At 69.9% G+C, this 15,086-nt stretch carries 13 protein-coding genes; all 13 read left to right on the forward strand.

Annotated features, from left to right (window positions below):
- The first annotated feature begins 39 nt into the window (after nt 1-39).
- The 13 genes from LZK98_RS08630 (at nt 40) to ftsZ (ending at nt 14,862) form a co-directional block, all read left to right on the forward strand.
- A complete protein-coding gene (locus LZK98_RS08630; protein WP_233786060.1) occupies nt 40-1,455 on the forward strand; it encodes a UDP-N-acetylmuramoyl-L-alanyl-D-glutamate--2,6-diaminopimelate ligase in 1,416 nt (471 codons plus the stop codon).
- A complete protein-coding gene (locus LZK98_RS08635) occupies nt 1,452-2,843 on the forward strand; it encodes a UDP-N-acetylmuramoyl-tripeptide--D-alanyl-D-alanine ligase (protein ID WP_233786062.1) in 1,392 nt (463 codons plus the stop codon). Before LZK98_RS08630 ends, LZK98_RS08635 begins: the two co-directional genes overlap by 4 nt.
- Nucleotides 2,843-3,913, forward strand: coding sequence for a phospho-N-acetylmuramoyl-pentapeptide-transferase (mraY, locus tag LZK98_RS08640; RefSeq protein WP_233786064.1), 1,071 nt, complete (start codon nt 2,843-2,845; stop codon nt 3,911-3,913). Before LZK98_RS08635 ends, mraY begins: the two co-directional genes overlap by 1 nt.
- Nucleotides 3,910-5,244 (forward strand): UDP-N-acetylmuramoyl-L-alanine--D-glutamate ligase, encoded by a 1,335-nt coding sequence (gene murD / locus LZK98_RS08645; RefSeq protein WP_233786066.1) that lies wholly within the window; start codon nt 3,910-3,912, stop codon nt 5,242-5,244. The genes mraY and murD overlap by 4 nt, the downstream gene beginning before the upstream one ends.
- A complete protein-coding gene (locus LZK98_RS08650; protein ID WP_233786068.1) occupies nt 5,241-6,458 on the forward strand; it encodes an FtsW/RodA/SpoVE family cell cycle protein in 1,218 nt (405 codons plus the stop codon). The genes murD and LZK98_RS08650 overlap by 4 nt, the downstream gene beginning before the upstream one ends.
- Nucleotides 6,459-6,468: 10 nt before the next feature.
- On the forward strand, nt 6,469-7,560 hold the full coding sequence (gene murG / locus LZK98_RS08655; protein ID WP_233786070.1) for an undecaprenyldiphospho-muramoylpentapeptide beta-N-acetylglucosaminyltransferase: 1,092 nt from the start codon (nt 6,469-6,471) through the stop codon (nt 7,558-7,560).
- Nucleotides 7,557-8,969, forward strand: a complete 1,413-nt coding sequence (gene murC / locus LZK98_RS08660; RefSeq protein ID WP_233786072.1) for a UDP-N-acetylmuramate--L-alanine ligase — start codon at nt 7,557-7,559, stop codon at nt 8,967-8,969. Before murG ends, murC begins: the two co-directional genes overlap by 4 nt.
- Nucleotides 8,966-9,160, forward strand: a complete 195-nt coding sequence (locus LZK98_RS08665) for a hypothetical protein (RefSeq protein ID WP_233786073.1) — start codon at nt 8,966-8,968, stop codon at nt 9,158-9,160. The genes murC and LZK98_RS08665 overlap by 4 nt, the downstream gene beginning before the upstream one ends.
- Entirely contained in the window at nt 9,157-10,080 is a 924-nt protein-coding gene (gene murB, locus LZK98_RS08670) for a UDP-N-acetylmuramate dehydrogenase (RefSeq protein WP_233786075.1), read from the forward strand. The genes LZK98_RS08665 and murB overlap by 4 nt, the downstream gene beginning before the upstream one ends.
- 123 nt (nt 10,081-10,203) lie before the next feature.
- Nucleotides 10,204-11,097: a D-alanine--D-alanine ligase gene (locus LZK98_RS08675; RefSeq protein ID WP_233786076.1), complete on the forward strand. Its 894-nt coding sequence runs from the start codon at nt 10,204-10,206 to the stop codon at nt 11,095-11,097.
- Nucleotides 11,094-11,981, forward strand: coding sequence for a cell division protein FtsQ/DivIB (locus LZK98_RS08680; protein ID WP_233786078.1), 888 nt, complete (start codon nt 11,094-11,096; stop codon nt 11,979-11,981). Before LZK98_RS08675 ends, LZK98_RS08680 begins: the two co-directional genes overlap by 4 nt.
- A gap of 22 nt (nt 11,982-12,003) precedes the next feature.
- On the forward strand, nt 12,004-13,266 hold the full coding sequence (ftsA, locus tag LZK98_RS08685) for a cell division protein FtsA (RefSeq protein WP_233786080.1): 1,263 nt from the start codon (nt 12,004-12,006) through the stop codon (nt 13,264-13,266).
- 114 nt (nt 13,267-13,380) lie between these two features.
- Nucleotides 13,381-14,862 (forward strand): cell division protein FtsZ, encoded by a 1,482-nt coding sequence (gene ftsZ / locus LZK98_RS08690; RefSeq protein ID WP_233786082.1) that lies wholly within the window; start codon nt 13,381-13,383, stop codon nt 14,860-14,862.
- The last annotated feature ends 224 nt before the right edge of the window (nt 14,863-15,086 follow it).

Here is a 15,086-nt window from a genome sequence, read left to right on the forward strand (position 1 = left end):
TGCGGTAACCCTCTCCCCTATCAAGGGGAGAGGGCAGCAATGAAACTCGGCCAGCTCACCGGCAACGGCGAGGACGCAGCCGTGACCGGTTTCGCCATCGATCACCGCAAGGTCGCGCCGGGCACCGTGTTCGGCGCTTTCGAGGGCACGCGCGTCAACGGCGAGGATTTCATCCCCCAGGCGGTGGCGAGCGGCGCCATCGCCGTGGTCGCGCGGCCGGAGGCGCGGGTCGAGGGCGTGCTCCACATCGCCGACACGCACCCGCGCGAGCGTTTCGCCCGGCTGGCGGCGAAGTTCTTCGCGCCCTTCCCGGAGACGGCGGTCGCGGTCACCGGCACCAACGGCAAGACCTCGACGGTCGAGCTCACCCGCCAGCTCTGGCGGATGGCGGGCTTCCATGCCGCCTCGATCGGCACGCTCGGCGTCACCACCGCCGACGACCGCGTGACGACCGGGCTGACGACGCCGGACATCGTCACCTTCCTCTCCAACGTGGCGGGCCTGGCGCGCGAGGGGGTGAGCCATCTCGCCTTCGAGGCGTCGAGCCACGGCCTGTCGCAATACCGTACCGAGGGGCTGCCGGTCCGCGCCGGCGCCTTCACCAACTTGAGCCGCGACCATCTCGACTATCACGGCGACATGGCCGCCTATTTCACCGCCAAGCTCCGCCTGTTCGCCGAGGTGATCGATCCCGACGGGACGGCGGTGGTGTGGGTCGACGATCCCCATTCCGAGCGGGTGATCGACCTCGCCCGGATGCGCGGGCTCAAGCTGGTCACGGTCGGCGAGCACGGCGACACGCTGCGGCTGGTGTCGCGCGATCCGACCTTGCTCGGCCAGGCGCTGGTGATCGCGGCGGAGGGGCGCGAGCACAAGGTCACGCTGCCGCTGATCGGCGCCTATCAGGCCGCCAATGCGCTCACCGCCGCGGCGCTGGTGATCGCGACCGGCGGCGATGTCGCCACGACGCTCGCCAATCTCGCCCGCCTGGCGCCGGTGCGCGGCCGTCTGGAGCGCGCGGTGATCACCAAGGCTGGGGCGCCGGTCTATGTCGACTATGCCCATACTCCCGACGCGCTCGAGGCGGCGATCGCCGCCCTCAAGCCGCATACGGCGGGCCGCCTGATCGTCGCCTTCGGCGCCGGCGGCGACCGCGACACCGGCAAGCGCGAGGAGATGGGCGCGGTGGCGGCCGCACGCGCGGACGTCCTGATCGTCACCGATGACAATCCCCGCAGCGAGGATCCCGCCGCGATCCGCGCCGCGATCCTCAAGGGCGCGCCGAACGCGACCGAGATCGGCGACCGCCGCGCCGCCATCGCCCACGCCATCGCCGAGGCCGGGCCGGAGGACATCGTCCTCATCGCCGGCAAGGGTCATGAGCAGGGCCAGATCGTCGGCGACCTCGTGTTGCCCTTCGACGACGTCACTGTCGCACGCGAGGTGGCGGCATGAGCGCACCCCTGTGGACATCCGCCGAGATCGAAAGGGCAACCGGCGGCACCGCGAACCGTAGCTTCGCGTGTGGACATGTGACATTCGACTCTCGCGAAGTGACCAACGGCTCCCTGTTCATCGCCCTCAAGGGCGAGACCACCGATGGACATCTCTACCTCGACAAGGCGATCGCCGCCGGCGCGACCGGCACGCTGGTCAGCCAGCCGACCGACCACCCCGCCGTCCAGGTGCCGGACACCATGGCGGCGATGGAGGCCCTCGCCCGGGCGGCCCGCGCCCGCACCGCTGCGACGGTGATCGGCGTCACCGGCTCGGTCGGCAAGACGGGCACCAAGGAAGCGCTCGCGGAGGCACTTTCCCGCGCGAATCAAGGCTTTGTCCACCGCTCGGTCAAGAGCTACAACAACCACACCGGCGTGCCGCTCAGCCTCGCGCGGATGCCGGCGGCAAGCCGCTTCGGCGTGTTCGAGATGGGCATGAACCACGCCGGCGAGCTCTCGGCGCTCACCCGCCTCGTCCGTCCCCACATCGCCCTCATCACCGCCATCGCTCCCGCCCATACCGCCTTCTTCCCCGACGAAAGCGCCATCGCCGACGCGAAAGGCGAGATTTTCCAGGGTCTTGAACCGGGCGGCACCGCGATCGTCCCCTACGACAGCCCCCACCGCGACCGCCTGATCGCGGCGGCCGAGCCCCATGCCGGCCGCATCGTCACCTTCGGCCTCGACCAGGGCGCCGACGTCCACGCGATCGAGACGATGCCGGCGGCGAACGGCGGCACCTTCGTCAGCGCCGCGATCGGCGAGGACCGCGAGCTCAGCTTCACCGTCGCCCACCCCGGAAACCATTGGGTTTCCAACGCATTGGCGGTTCTGGCGGCGGTCGATGCGGCAGGCGGCGACCTCGGCCTCGCCGGCCTCGCGCTCGGCGAGCTGCCGGGCCTCCCCGGCCGCGGCGCGCGCCTGCTGGTCGAGGTACAGGACGGCACCGCGCTGGTCATCGACGAAAGCTACAACGCCAACCCCGTCTCGATGCGCGCGACGCTGGCGGTGCTCGCCCGCGAGCCCGGCCGCCGCATCGCCGTGCTCGGCGGGATGCGCGAGCTCGGCGACCAGAGCGCCGCCTATCATGCCGGCCTGGTCGGACCGATCGACGAAGCGGGGCTTTCCTACGCCATCCTGGTGGGCGAGGAGATGGCCCCGCTCGCGCAAGCCCTTGAGGGCCATCTCGATTTCGTCCATGTGCCCGACGCCGCAGCCGCGCGCGACCGCCTTCAGGCGGTGCTGGCGCCGGGCGATGCGGTTCTCGTCAAGGGATCGAACGGAATCGGGCTGGCGGCGGTGGTCGCGGCGTTGGCCAGGCAATCGGTTGGGGTAGGGGGCTGATGCTGTACTGGATCGCCGAGCAGCTGGGCTTCCCGGGAGTCCTGAACCTCTTGCGCTACCTGAGCTTCCGCACCGGCGGCGCCGTGGCGACGGCGCTGCTATTCGGCCTGATCATCGGCCCGCGCTTCATCGGCTGGCTGCGCATCCGCCAGGGCAAGGGCCAGCCGATCCGCACCGACGGCCCGCAGAGCCATCTCGCCAAGCGCGGCACGCCGACGATGGGCGGGCTCATGATCCTGACCGCGATGACGCTCGCCATCTTCCTGTGGATGGACCTCGCGAGCGCCTATGTCTGGGCGTGCCTTTTCGTGACGTTGGGCTTCGGCCTGATCGGTTTCCTCGACGATTACGACAAGGTCAGGAAGGCGAGCACCGCCGGCGTCTCGGGCAAGCTCCGCCTGCTCGGCGAGTTCGTCATCGCGGGCGGCGCGGCGTGGCTGATCACGCGCGGCAACGGCACGCATCTCTACGTGCCCTTCTTCTCGAGCTTCTCGCTCGACCTCGGCTATTTCTACATCCTGTTCGGCGCGTTCACGATCGTCGCGTTCGGTAATGCCGTGAACCTGACCGACGGGCTCGACGGCCTCGCGACCATGCCGGTGATCATCGCCTGCGTCGCCTTCATGATCATCGCCTATCTCGCCGGCAATGCGAAATACGCAGTCTACCTCGGCATCCCGCACGTGCCAGGGGCGGGCGATCTCGCCGTCTTCTGCGGGGCGATCGTAGGAGCAGGGCTCGCCTTCCTCTGGTTCAACGCGCCCCCGGCAGCGGTGTTCATGGGCGATACCGGCAGCCTCGCGCTCGGCGGCGCGCTCGGCACGATCGCGGTGGTCGCGCACCACGAGATCGTGCTCGGCATCATCGGCGGCCTGTTCGTGGTCGAGGCGCTCAGCGTCATCATCCAGGTGTTCTTCTACAAGCGCACCGGCAAGCGCGTGTTCCGCATGGCGCCGATCCACCATCATTTCGAGCAGATGGGCTGGAGCGAGCCGACCGTGGTGATCCGCTTCTGGATCATCGCGCTGGTGCTGGCGCTCGCCGGCCTGTCGACGCTGAAGCTGCGATGATCACCAGCCCGTCCTGGCGCGGCAGACGCTATGCGGTGCTGGGGCTGGCGCGCTCGGGCGCTGCGACGGTTCGCGCTCTGGTGGCGAGCGGAGCCAAGGTGGTCGGATGGGACTCGAACCAAGACACTGCGCGCGGTCTCGTCGGACAACTGAAATCTGATCGTGAGCAATATGAGGCCGAGCCAGGCTTCATCTTGAAGAATTGGGAGCTCGCTCTCGACCTGACGGGGTTCGAAGCCGTTGTCGTCTCGCCAGGCGTGCCGCTCAATCGGCATCCGGTTGCCGAGAAGGCTGCGCGCTATGGTCTCCCGCTGATCGGCGACATCGAGCTGTTCGCCGAAGCGCGCCCGTCGCTGCCGCCGCACAGGGTCGTCGGCATCACCGGCACCAACGGCAAGTCGACCACCACTGCGCTCATCCACCACATCTGCGAGACCGCCGGCCTCCCGGCGCGGCTCGGCGGCAATATCGGCCTGCCGATCCTGGGGCAGGACCCGCTGCCCGAGGGCGGCGTCTACGTCCTCGAGCTGTCGAGCTACCAGATCGACCTCACCCACAGCCTCGACTGCGATGTCGCGGTGCTGCTCAACATCACCCCCGACCATCTCGACCGTTACGACGGCTTCGAAGCCTACGCCGCCGCCAAGGCGCGGTTGTTCGCGATGCAGTCGCCTGGCCATGCCGCGGTGATCGGCATCGGCGACGAGCCCTCCGCCGCCATCGCCCGCCAGGTCTCGCGCGCCGGCCGCGCCGAGGACCTGACCAAGATCGCCCCCGGCGTCTGTATGGACCAGTCGCGCTGGCCGGCGCTCCAGGGACCGCACAATGCCCAGAACGCGCTCGCCGCGATTGCCGCCTGCGACGCGCTCGGCATCCCCAACGCAGCGATCGACAAGGGGCTGGAGACCTTCCCCGGCCTGCCGCATCGCATGGAGCGGATCGCGGTCCGGCACGGCGTCGCCTACGTCAACGATAGCAAGGCGACCAACCCCACTTCGACCGCGCCCGCGCTCGCCGCCTTCGAACGCATCCACTGGATTCTCGGCGGCCAGGCCAAGACCGACGATCTCGACGCCTGCGCGCCCTACTTCGGCCATGTCGCGCGCGCCTATACGATCGGCGAGGCGGGGCCGATGTTCGCCCGCCTGCTCGCCCCCCACATGCCGGTCGAGGAAAGCGGCACGCTCGCCGCCGCCGTGGCCCAGGCCGCCGCGTGGGCCGGGGAGGGGGAGACGGTGCTGCTCTCCCCAGCCTGCGCCTCGTTCGACCAGTTCAAGGACTATGAGGACCGCGGCCGCGCCTTTCGCGCCGCGGTGGAGGCGCTGGCATGACCGACGCCGCTCGTCCCTCCGCGACCCCCAAGGGCCTGCGCGGCCGCATGGAGCAGCGTTTCGGCCGCGGCAACCAGGGGCCGATCGCGATATGGTTCTGGGAGCTCGACCGCGTGCTCCTGTTCCTCGTCTTCCTGCTGATCGCGATCGGCCTGGTCGCGGTCGCCGCCGCCAGCCCCGCCTCGGCCGTCCGCTATTCCGAGGGCGCGCACCAGATCGCGCCCATGTATTATTTCTGGCGCCAGACCGCCTGGGTCGCGGTGTCGATCCCGGTGCTGCTGGTCGTGTCGATGCTGCCGATCACGGTCGCGCGGCGCATGGCGATCGCGGGAACCATCATCTTCCTGGTCCTGCTGATGGCGGTGCCGGTGATCGGCGTGACCGTGAACGGAGCGCGGCGCTGGATCGGCGTCGGCATCGCCCAGTTCCAGCCGTCCGAATTCCTGAAGCCGCTGTTCATCGTCACCACCGCCTGGCTGCTGTCGCTGCGCGCGCGCGATCCCCAGCTGCCGATGCTGGTCGTCACCGGGTTGCTGACCGCGGTCGTCGCGGCGCTGCTGATGCTCCAGCCCGATTTCGGACAGACCATCGTCTTCTCCAGCGTGTGGCTGATCCTGCTGATGATTTCGGGCGTCTCGCCCAAGGCGATCGGCGCGCTGTTCGGTGCCGGGTTCGTCGGCGTCATTGCGGCCTATCTCTTCTATCCGACCGCGCGCCTCAGGATCGACAACTTCCTGTTCCCGGACCGCGAGGGAGCCGGGACAGACCACTATCAGACCGACATGGCGCACGCGACGCTGACCGCGGGCGGCGTCACTGGCACCGGCCCCGGCGGCGGCACCGTCAAGTTCAAGCTGCCCGAGGCGCACACCGACTATATCTATTCGGTGGTCGGCGAGGAGTTCGGCCTGCTCGCCTGCGCGATCATCGCGGTGCTGTTCCTCGCCATCGTCGTGCGCGTGTTCGTGAAGCTGCTCGACGAGGAGGACGCCTTCCGCCTGCTCGCCGCTTCGGGCCTGGCGGCGCAGTTCGGAGTGCAGGCGACGATCAACATGGGCGTCAACACCGGCCTCTTGCCGTCGAAGGGCATGACGCTGCCCTTCATCAGCTACGGCGGATCGTCGATGATCGCCTTGTCGCTGGGGATGGGACTGCTGCTCGCCTTTACCCGCCGCAACCCGTATCTGACCCGCTCGCCCTATATCGTGAGGTGACAGGAAGAGCATGGGATCGGAACGCCACTACGTCCTCGCCGCAGGCGGCACCGGAGGCCATATGGTCCCCGCCGCGGCGCTCGCCGCCGAGCTGTCGGCGCGCGGCCACCGCGTCGCGCTGGTGAGCGACGCGCGCGGGGTACGCTTTCCCGGACTGTTCGAGGACGTGCAGACCCATGTCCTGCCCGCCGGACGCCTCTCCGGCGGCCCGGTCGGCTGGGCCAGGGCGGCCAAGCAGATGTGGGACGGGCGTGCCCAGGCGATCGAGCTCTACCGCAACTTCAAGCCCGCCGCCGTGATCGGCTTCGGCGGCTATCCGGCGCTCCCGGCGATGCTCGCTGCCTTCTCCGCGGGCATTCCAACGGTGATCCATGAGCAGAACGCCGTGCTCGGCCGCGTCAACCGCTTCGTCGCGGGGCGGGTGGCGGCGATCGCCACCTCCTATGCCGACGTCGCGCGGCTCAAGGAGAGCTGGCGCGGCAAGACCCATCTCGTCGGCAATCCCGTCCGCCAGGCGATCCTCGACATCCGCGAGCGTCCCTATCCGGTGCTGGAGGAGGACGGCATCTTCCGCGTGCTGGTGACCGGCGGCAGCCAAGGCGCCACCGTGCTGAGCCAGGTCGTGCCCGATGGCCTCGCGCTGCTCCCCGTCCATTTCCGCCGCCGCCTCCAGGTGACGCACCAGGCGCGGATCGAGGACATCGACCAGGTCCGCGCCAAATATGCCGAGCACGGCATTCCCGCCGAGCTCGCGACCTACCTTCCCGACCTTCCGGAGCATCTCGCCTGGGCGCATCTGGTGATCGCGCGCGCGGGCGCCTCGACGATCGCCGAGCTCACCGCCGCCGGCCGCCCGGCGATCCTGGTGCCGCTGCCTAGCGCCACCGACGACCACCAGACCGCCAACGCGCGCGAGATCACCGAAGCCGGAGGAGCCCGCACCATCTCGCAGCCGCAGTTCACTCCCGCCGAGCTCGCCAAGCAGATGCAGAAGCTCGGCCTCGATCCCGCCGCGCTCGCCAACGCCGCCGCGCGGGCGAAGAAATGCGGCCGCCCGGACGCGGCGCGCCATCTCGCCGATCTGGTGGAGGGATTAGCATGAAGGGTGTCGCGACGGACATCGGCGTCATCCACTTCGTCGGGATCGGCGGTATCGGCATGTCGGGCATCGCCGAGGTGATGCACAACCTCGGCTACAAGGTGCAGGGCTCGGACGTCGCCGACAGCTATGTCGTGCAGGGCCTGCGCGATCGCGGCATCGAGGTGAAGATCGGCCACGCCGCCGCGAACGTCGAGAATGTCGCCGTGGTGGTGACCTCGACCGCGATCAAGCGCGGCAATCCCGAGGTCGAGGCGGCGCTCAGCCACCGCATCCCGGTGGTGCGCCGTGCCGAGATGCTCGCCGAGCTGATGCGGCTCAAGTCGACGGTCGCGGTCGCCGGCACCCACGGCAAGACCACGACCACCTCGATGGTCGCGGCGCTGCTCGATGCGGGCGGGGTGGACCCGACCGTGATCAACGGCGGCATCATCAACAGCTATGGCTCGAACGCCCGCCTCGGCGACAGCGAGTGGATGGTGGTCGAGGCCGACGAGAGCGACGGCAGCTTCCTGCGCCTCGACGGCACGATCGCGGTCGTCACCAACATCGATCCCGAGCATCTCGACCACTACGGCAGCTTCGAGAAGGTGAAGGACGCCTTCGTCGAGTTCGTCGAGAACGTGCCCTTCTACGGCGCCGCGCTGCTGTGCCTCGACCATCCCGAGGTGCAGGCGATCATCCCGCGCGTGCGCGACCGGCGCATCGTCACCTATGGTTTCGCGGCCTCGGCCGACGTGCGCGGGGTCAACGTCACCCCTTATCCCGGCGGCAACCGCTTCGAGGCGATCATCCGCCACCGCGACGGCACCACCCGCTCGATCGAGAACATCGACCTGCCGATGCCCGGCCGCCACAATGTCCAGAACGCGCTGGCCGCGATCGGCGTCGCGCTGGAGCTCGGCATCCCCGATGCGACGATCCAGCAGGGCTTCGCCAAGTTCGCTGGGGTCAAGCGTCGCTTCACCAAGGTCGGCGAGGTGAACGGCGCGGTGATCATCGACGACTATGGCCACCATCCGGTCGAGATCCGAGCGGTGCTGGCGGCGGCGCGGGAGAGCGCGCAGGGCCGAGTGATCGCCGTCGTCCAGCCGCACCGCTTCACGCGCCTCCGCGACCTGATGGACGAGTTCCAGGGCGCGTTCAACGACGCCGATATCGTCTATGTCGCACCGGTCTATCCGGCGGGCGAAGCGCCGATCGAGGGCGTCGACGCAGCGGCGCTGGTCGAGGGCCTCCAACGCCGCGGCCACCGTGCCGCGCTGCCGATCGCGGGTCCGGAGGCGCTGGCCGGGGCGCTTGCCGCCGTGGTCGCGCCCGGCGATCAGGTGATCTGCCTCGGCGCGGGTGACATCACCAAATGGGCGGCCGGCCTCGCTCCGGCGATCGAGCAGGCGCGGGTGGCGGCATGAGCGATTTCTTCTCCACCATGGTCGACATGCAGCGCGAGATCCTGCGCGCGCAGAAGGCGCAGCTCGACGCGGCCAAGCGCGGGCTCGATCTCGGTGCGCAGATCGCCGCGGCGCAGGAGGTGACGCACAAGGCGGCCGAGGCCAATCTCAAGGCATGGAAGGCCTGGGCAAGCCTGTGGGGGTGGAAATGAGCGCCGTCTGCACCGCGCTCCCGCCGCTGCGCGGTTCAGTCGAGCACCACGGCAGCCTCGCCGACTTCATCTGGTTCCGCACCGGCGGGCCGGCGGAATGGCTGGTGCGGCCGGACGACGTGCAGTCGCTCGCCGCTTTCCTTGCCGCGCTCGATCCGGACGTCCCGGTGCTGCCGGTGGGCGTCGGCTCCAACCTGATCGTGCGCGACGGCGGCGTGCCCGGCGTGGTGGTGCGCCTGCCCAAGGCGATGGCCAAGGTGAGCGTCGAGCCCGGCACCAAGGAAGGCTTTCGGCGCGTGCGGGCGGGCGGCGCGGCGATGGGGATCACCGTCGCCAGCGCCGCGCGCGATGCCGGCATCGCCGGGCTGGAGTTCCTCCGCGGCATCCCCGGCACCGTCGGCGGCGCGGTGCGGATGAACGCCGGCGCCTATGGCCGCGACACCAGCGACATCCTGGTCGAGGCGACCGTCGTCACCCGCGACGGCGCGATCGAGACGTGGCCGGCGGAGCGGCTCGGCTACACCTACCGCCACTCCGAAATCCCCGCCGGGGCTGTCGTGGTCGAGGCGCTGTTCGAGGGCACCCCCGGCGACCCCCAGAAGATCGGCGCCGAAATGGACCGCATCGCCGCCGAGCGCGAGGCCTCGCAGCCGCTGCGCAGCCGCACCGGCGGCTCGACCTTCAAGAACCCGGACGGCGACAAGGCCTGGCGCCTGATCGATGCCGCCGGCTGCCGCGGCCTGCGCCGCGGCGACGCGCAGGTGAGCGAGAAGCATTGCAATTTCCTCCTCAACCTCGGCGACGCCACCAGCGCCGACATCGAGGCACTAGGCGAAGAGGTCCGCGAGAAGGTGAAGGCGCATTCCGGCGTCACGCTCGAATGGGAGATTCAACGCGTGGGGGTGGCCGATGCGGAGTGATGCGTTCACGTTCCCCGGCGAAGGCCGGGGCCCAGTTGCCATCGGCTCGAAGCTGGGCCCCGGCCTTCGCCGGGGAACGGAGATACTGTTGTGACTCGCACGTTTCTCCACATAGCAGTCCTGATGGGCGGCTGGTCGGCCGAGCGCGAGGTGTCGCTGTCGTCGGGCAGCGGTATCGCCGACGCGCTCGAGAGCCTCGGCCATCGCGTGACGCGCATCGACATGGGGCACGACGTCGCCCTGAAGCTGGCCGAGGCGAAGCCCGACCTCGTGTTCAACGCGCTCCACGGCACGCCGGGCGAGGACGGCACCGTCCAGGGCATGCTCGACCTGATGGGCCTCAAATACACCCATTCCGGCCTTGCCACCTCGGTCGTCGCGATCGACAAGCAGCTGACCAAACAGGCGCTGGTGCCGCACGGCATCCCCATGCCCGGCGGCCGCATGGTGCGTTCCGAGGAGCTCTATGAGCGCGACCCGCTGCCGCGCCCCTTCGTCCTGAAGCCGGTTAACGAGGGCTCCTCGGTCGGCGTCGCGATCGTCACCGCCGAGGGCAATTACGGCAACCCGATCGGCCGCGACGTGCGCGGACCGTGGCAGGAGTTCGACGAGCTGCTCGCCGAACCCTTCATCCGCGGTCGCGAACTGACGACGGCGGTGCTCGGCGACCGCGCGCTCGGCGTCACCGAGCTCAAGCCCAAGAGCGGCTTCTACGACTATGACGCCAAGTACACCGACGGCCTGACCGAGCACATCTTCCCGGCCCCGATCCCCGACGACATCGCCGAGGCCTGCAAGGCCATCGCGCTCGAAGCCCATCGCCTGCTCGGCTGCAAGGGCTGCTCGCGCTCGGACTTCCGCTGGGACGACGAGCAGGGCGTCGCCGGCCTGTTCCTGCTGGAGGTCAACACCCAGCCCGGCATGACCCCGCTCAGCCTGGTCCCCGAGCAGGCCCGCCACCTCGGCATCTCCTATCCCGAGCTGGTCCAGATCATCGTCGACGAGGCGCTGAGATGAGCCGCGCGCCCGCCCGCGGCAACATCAAGCGCCGGCCGCAGCAGCGCAAGCCGGCCAAGAAGGTCGGCCTGCTCGACCAGGCGGTCGCCGCGCTCCCGGTCAGCGAGGAGACGCTGCGCCGCTGGACCGGCTGGGCGATGTTCGCGGCGGCGCTGGCGGTGCTGCTGGCGCTGGCGACCTGGCTCGGCATCCCCGGCGCGGCGGGCACGGCGATGGCGGAGGGCGTCGGCCGCGCCGGCTTCCGCGTCGAGCAGATCGAGATCACCGGCTTGAAGCGCATGGACCGCATGTCGGTCTACGCCGTCGCCACCGACCAGCAATCGCGCGCGATGCCGCTGGTGGACCTGCAGCGGGTGCGCGAGCGGCTGCTCGACTATGGCTGGATCGCCGACGCCCGCGTCTCGCGCCGCCTGCCCGACACGCTGGTCATCGACATCGTCGAGCGCCAGCCCGCAGCGATCTGGCAGAGCCAGGGCCAACTCATGCTGATCGACGCCGCCGGCAAGATCCTGGAGCCGGTCGATCCCAACGCGATGCCGCCGCTGCCGCTGGTGATCGGCGAGGGCGCCAATGCGCAGGAACCCGCCTATCAGGCATTGATCAAGACCGCACCCGCGCTCAAGGGGCAGGTCAGGGCCGCGACCTGGGTCGGCGACCGCCGCTGGGACCTGACCTTCAAGAGCGGCGAGCAGCTCTCGCTGCCGGAAGGCGAGCAGGACTCGGCCCGCGCGCTCGCCAAGTTCGCCGAGCTGGAGGCGCGCGACCATCTGCTCGGACGCGGCTATGTCCGCTTCGACATGCGCAATCCCGACCGGCTGGTGGTACGCATGCCGGGACGGGTGGTGGATCGATCGACGGCGGCCGAGACCGCTGCGGCCGAATGAGTTGAGTTAGGGGGACGGGACAGTGGCAAAGACGGCACCGGAAGGACTGATCACCGCACTCGACATCGGATCGTCGAAGGTGTCGGCGCTGATCGCGCAGAAGGGCGACGGCGGCGAGCTGGTCGTGCTCGGCACCGGCCAGCGCGAGAGCCGCGGCGTCAAGCGCGGCTACATCGCCGACATGATCGCGACCGAGGCGGCCGTGCGCGAGGCGGTCGAGCAGGCCGAGCGCATCGCCGGCACCAACATCGAGGAGGTGTGGGTCAGCTTCTCGGCCGGCGGCCTCCTCTCCGACATCCTGCGGCTCGAGGTCGACCTCGGCGGCCACCGCGTCGAGCAGGGCGACATCGACGACCTGCTCAAGGCCGGCCGCGAGGCGATCGACCCCAGCGGCCGCATGATCCTCCACGCCCAGCCGACCCGCTACACGCTCGACGGCCTGGGCGGGGTCAAGCGGCCGCTCGGCCTCCACGCCGACCGGCTCGGCGTCGACATCCACGTCGTCGCGACCGACGGCTCGCCGGTGCGCAATCTCGACCTCTGCGTCCGCTCGGCACATCTCGAGGTGCGCTCGATCATCGCTGCGCCGGTCGCCACCGGCCTCGCCTGCCTGACCGAGGAGGAGCGCGAACTCGGCGTCGCGCTGGTCGAGATCGGCGCGGGCGTCACCAACGTCTCGGTGTTCCGGGAAGGCGTGCTCGCCAACCTCGCCTCGATCGGCATGGGCGGCGGCGACATCACCGACGATATCGCCTCCGCCTTCGGCACGCGCCGCGCGCAGGCGGAGCGGCTCAAATGCTTCCACGGCTCGGCCAACATGAGCCCGCGCGATCATCACGAGATGGTCGACATCGCGCCCGTGAACCCGGAAGCCGAGCCCGACGGCCACCGCATCACCCGCGCCCAGCTCAACACCGTGATCCGCGCCCGGCTCGAGCGGCTGATGGCTGAGGTGCAGAAGGAGCTGAAGCGGCTCGACTTCGCCGACCCCGTCGGGCGCCAGCTGGTGCTGACCGGCGGCGGCGCCGAGCTGCGCGGCATCGCCGATTATGCGCAGCAGGCGCTCGGCAGCGCCGTGCGCGTCGGCCGACCGCGCGGGCTGACCGCACTGCCGGACGCGCATTCGGGGCCGGCGTTCGCGACGCTGGCGGGCCTCGCCGCCTTCGCCGCGTCCGATCCGGTCGATTTGCGATCGATCGAGCCTGCGCGCAGCCAGACGGTGGTGCGACCGACCTCTATGGCCGTTCTCGGACGGTTGCTGGCGGCGTTCAAAGCGAACTATTAAGGAATTACGACATCGGCGTGACTTTGCGCTAGGAGAGCGGAAGCGGATCGTGCAGAAGATTGAGCATTATGTGAGGGGCCCGGCGTTCTTCGAGGCTCCGGGGGAGACCAGGCGATGAGTATCGAATTCCTTCCGCCCGACGTCGACGAGCTGACGCCGCGCATCACCGTGATCGGCGTCGGCGGCGCGGGCGGCAACGCCATCGCCAACATGATCCGCGCCGAAGTGCAGGGCGTCGAGTTCCTCGTCGCCAACACCGACGCGCAGGCGCTGAAACAGTCGGCCGCGCCGCAGCGCATCCAGCTCGGCGCGAAGATCACCCAGGGCCTCGGCGCCGGCTCGCGGCCCGAGATCGGCCGCGCCGCCGCCGAAGAGACGATCGAGCAGGTGACGAAGTCGCTGGAGGGCGCCCACATGTGCTTCCTCGCCGCCGGCATGGGCGGCGGCACGGGCACGGGCGCGGCGCCGGTGATCGCCAAGGCCGCGCGCGACATGGGCATCCTGACCGTCGGCGTCGTGACGAAGCCGTTCGCGTTCGAGGGCAAGCGCCGCGCCGCCTCCGCCGAGGCGGGGATCGAGGAGCTTCAGAAGTATGTCGATACGCTGATCGTCATCCCCAACCAGAATCTGTTCCTGATCGCCAACGCCAACACCACCTTCAAGGAAGCCTTCGAGCTCGCCGACGAGGTGCTGCAGCAGGGCGTGCGCGGCATCACCGACTTGATGGTGATGCCCGGCCTCATCAATCTCGACTTCGCCGACGTCCGCTCGGTGATGCAGGAGATGGGCAAGGCGATGATGGGCACCGGCGAGGCCGGCGGCGACAGCCGCGCGATCGAGGCGGCGCAGAAGGCGATCGCCAACCCGCTGCTCGACGGCGTGTCGATGCGCGGCGCCAAGGGCGTGATCGTGTCGATCACCGGCGGCGAGGACATGCGCCTGCTCGAGGTCGACGAGGCCGCGAACCACATCCGCGAACTGGTCGATCCCGACGCCAACATCATCTGGGGCTCGGCGTTCAATCCCGAGCTCGAGGGCAAGATCCGCGTGTCGGTGGTCGCCACCGGCATCGATGTCAACGCCCAGGCGCAGCAGGCGGCCGCCGCGGCGGCCGAGCAGCCGCGCGTCTTCTCGTTCAACACGCCGCGCCGTCCGGAGCCGGTGGCGCCGGCCGCCCCGTCCGAGCCGGTCGCTGCCGCGCCCGTGCCGGAGCTGGAACCGCCGGTGGTGGCGGAAGCGGCGGAAGCCGAGGAGCCGGACGCGCTCGACCTCACCCAGGAGTTCGCCGCGCCTGCCGACGAGCCCGAGGAGGACGAGCTGGTGCTCGGCGCCGAGTCGCAGGTCGCACCGGAGGAGCAGCCGCAGCCGTCGATCGCCCGCGACACGCCGCCGCCGGCGCCCGAGCCGACGATCCGCCGCCGCTGGCTGACCGGTGTCACCGAGGAACCCGAGGCGCCTGCCGCCGAGGCCGCCAAGCCGCGCTCGGGCGGTACGCTGTTCGAGCGCATGTCGGGCCGCGGCCGGGCCGACGATGCTGCGGACGATCGGACTCAGCCCGACATCCCGCGCTTCCTCCATCGCCAGAACAACCAGTAATCAAAAGAAAAAGCCTGGAGTCTGTCCGGGGTGAGATTGAATCGTGCTCCTGCGGAAGCAGGAGCCCAGGCCGCGAGCGTGACGGCACATAATCCAGGGCTCCTGCCTTCGCAGGAGCACGGACGCCGTTTCAATCTGACAGGACGGACTCCAGCCGGCCCGGTTCGTCGCCGCGCCGGCTCGGCTGGGCGAGGTGGGGGTGCATGGTCAGCGGCCGTTCACCT

The organism is Sphingomonas cannabina, from assembly GCF_021391395.1.
GTDB lineage: Bacteria > Pseudomonadota > Alphaproteobacteria > Sphingomonadales > Sphingomonadaceae > Sphingomonas > Sphingomonas cannabina.

Bases quoted from the DNA above. Each gene is read 5' to 3' on its own strand.
- LZK98_RS08630 (WP_233786060.1), top strand. From the start codon at position 40: ATGAAACTCGGCCAGCTCACCGGCAACGGCGAGGACGCAGCCGTGACC.
- LZK98_RS08635 (WP_233786062.1), top strand. From the start codon at position 1,452: ATGAGCGCACCCCTGTGGACATCCGCCGAGATCGAAAGGGCAACCGGC.
- mraY (WP_233786064.1), top strand. From the start codon at position 2,843: ATGCTGTACTGGATCGCCGAGCAGCTGGGCTTCCCGGGAGTCCTGAAC.
- murD (WP_233786066.1), top strand. From the start codon at position 3,910: ATGATCACCAGCCCGTCCTGGCGCGGCAGACGCTATGCGGTGCTGGGG.
- LZK98_RS08650 (WP_233786068.1), top strand. From the start codon at position 5,241: ATGACCGACGCCGCTCGTCCCTCCGCGACCCCCAAGGGCCTGCGCGGC.
- murG (WP_233786070.1), top strand. From the start codon at position 6,469: ATGGGATCGGAACGCCACTACGTCCTCGCCGCAGGCGGCACCGGAGGC.
- murC (WP_233786072.1), top strand. From the start codon at position 7,557: ATGAAGGGTGTCGCGACGGACATCGGCGTCATCCACTTCGTCGGGATC.
- LZK98_RS08665 (WP_233786073.1), top strand. From the start codon at position 8,966: ATGAGCGATTTCTTCTCCACCATGGTCGACATGCAGCGCGAGATCCTG.
- murB (WP_233786075.1), top strand. From the start codon at position 9,157: ATGAGCGCCGTCTGCACCGCGCTCCCGCCGCTGCGCGGTTCAGTCGAG.
- LZK98_RS08675 (WP_233786076.1), top strand. From the start codon at position 10,204: ATGGGCGGCTGGTCGGCCGAGCGCGAGGTGTCGCTGTCGTCGGGCAGC.
- LZK98_RS08680 (WP_233786078.1), top strand. From the start codon at position 11,094: ATGAGCCGCGCGCCCGCCCGCGGCAACATCAAGCGCCGGCCGCAGCAG.
- ftsZ (WP_233786082.1), top strand. From the start codon at position 13,381: ATGAGTATCGAATTCCTTCCGCCCGACGTCGACGAGCTGACGCCGCGC.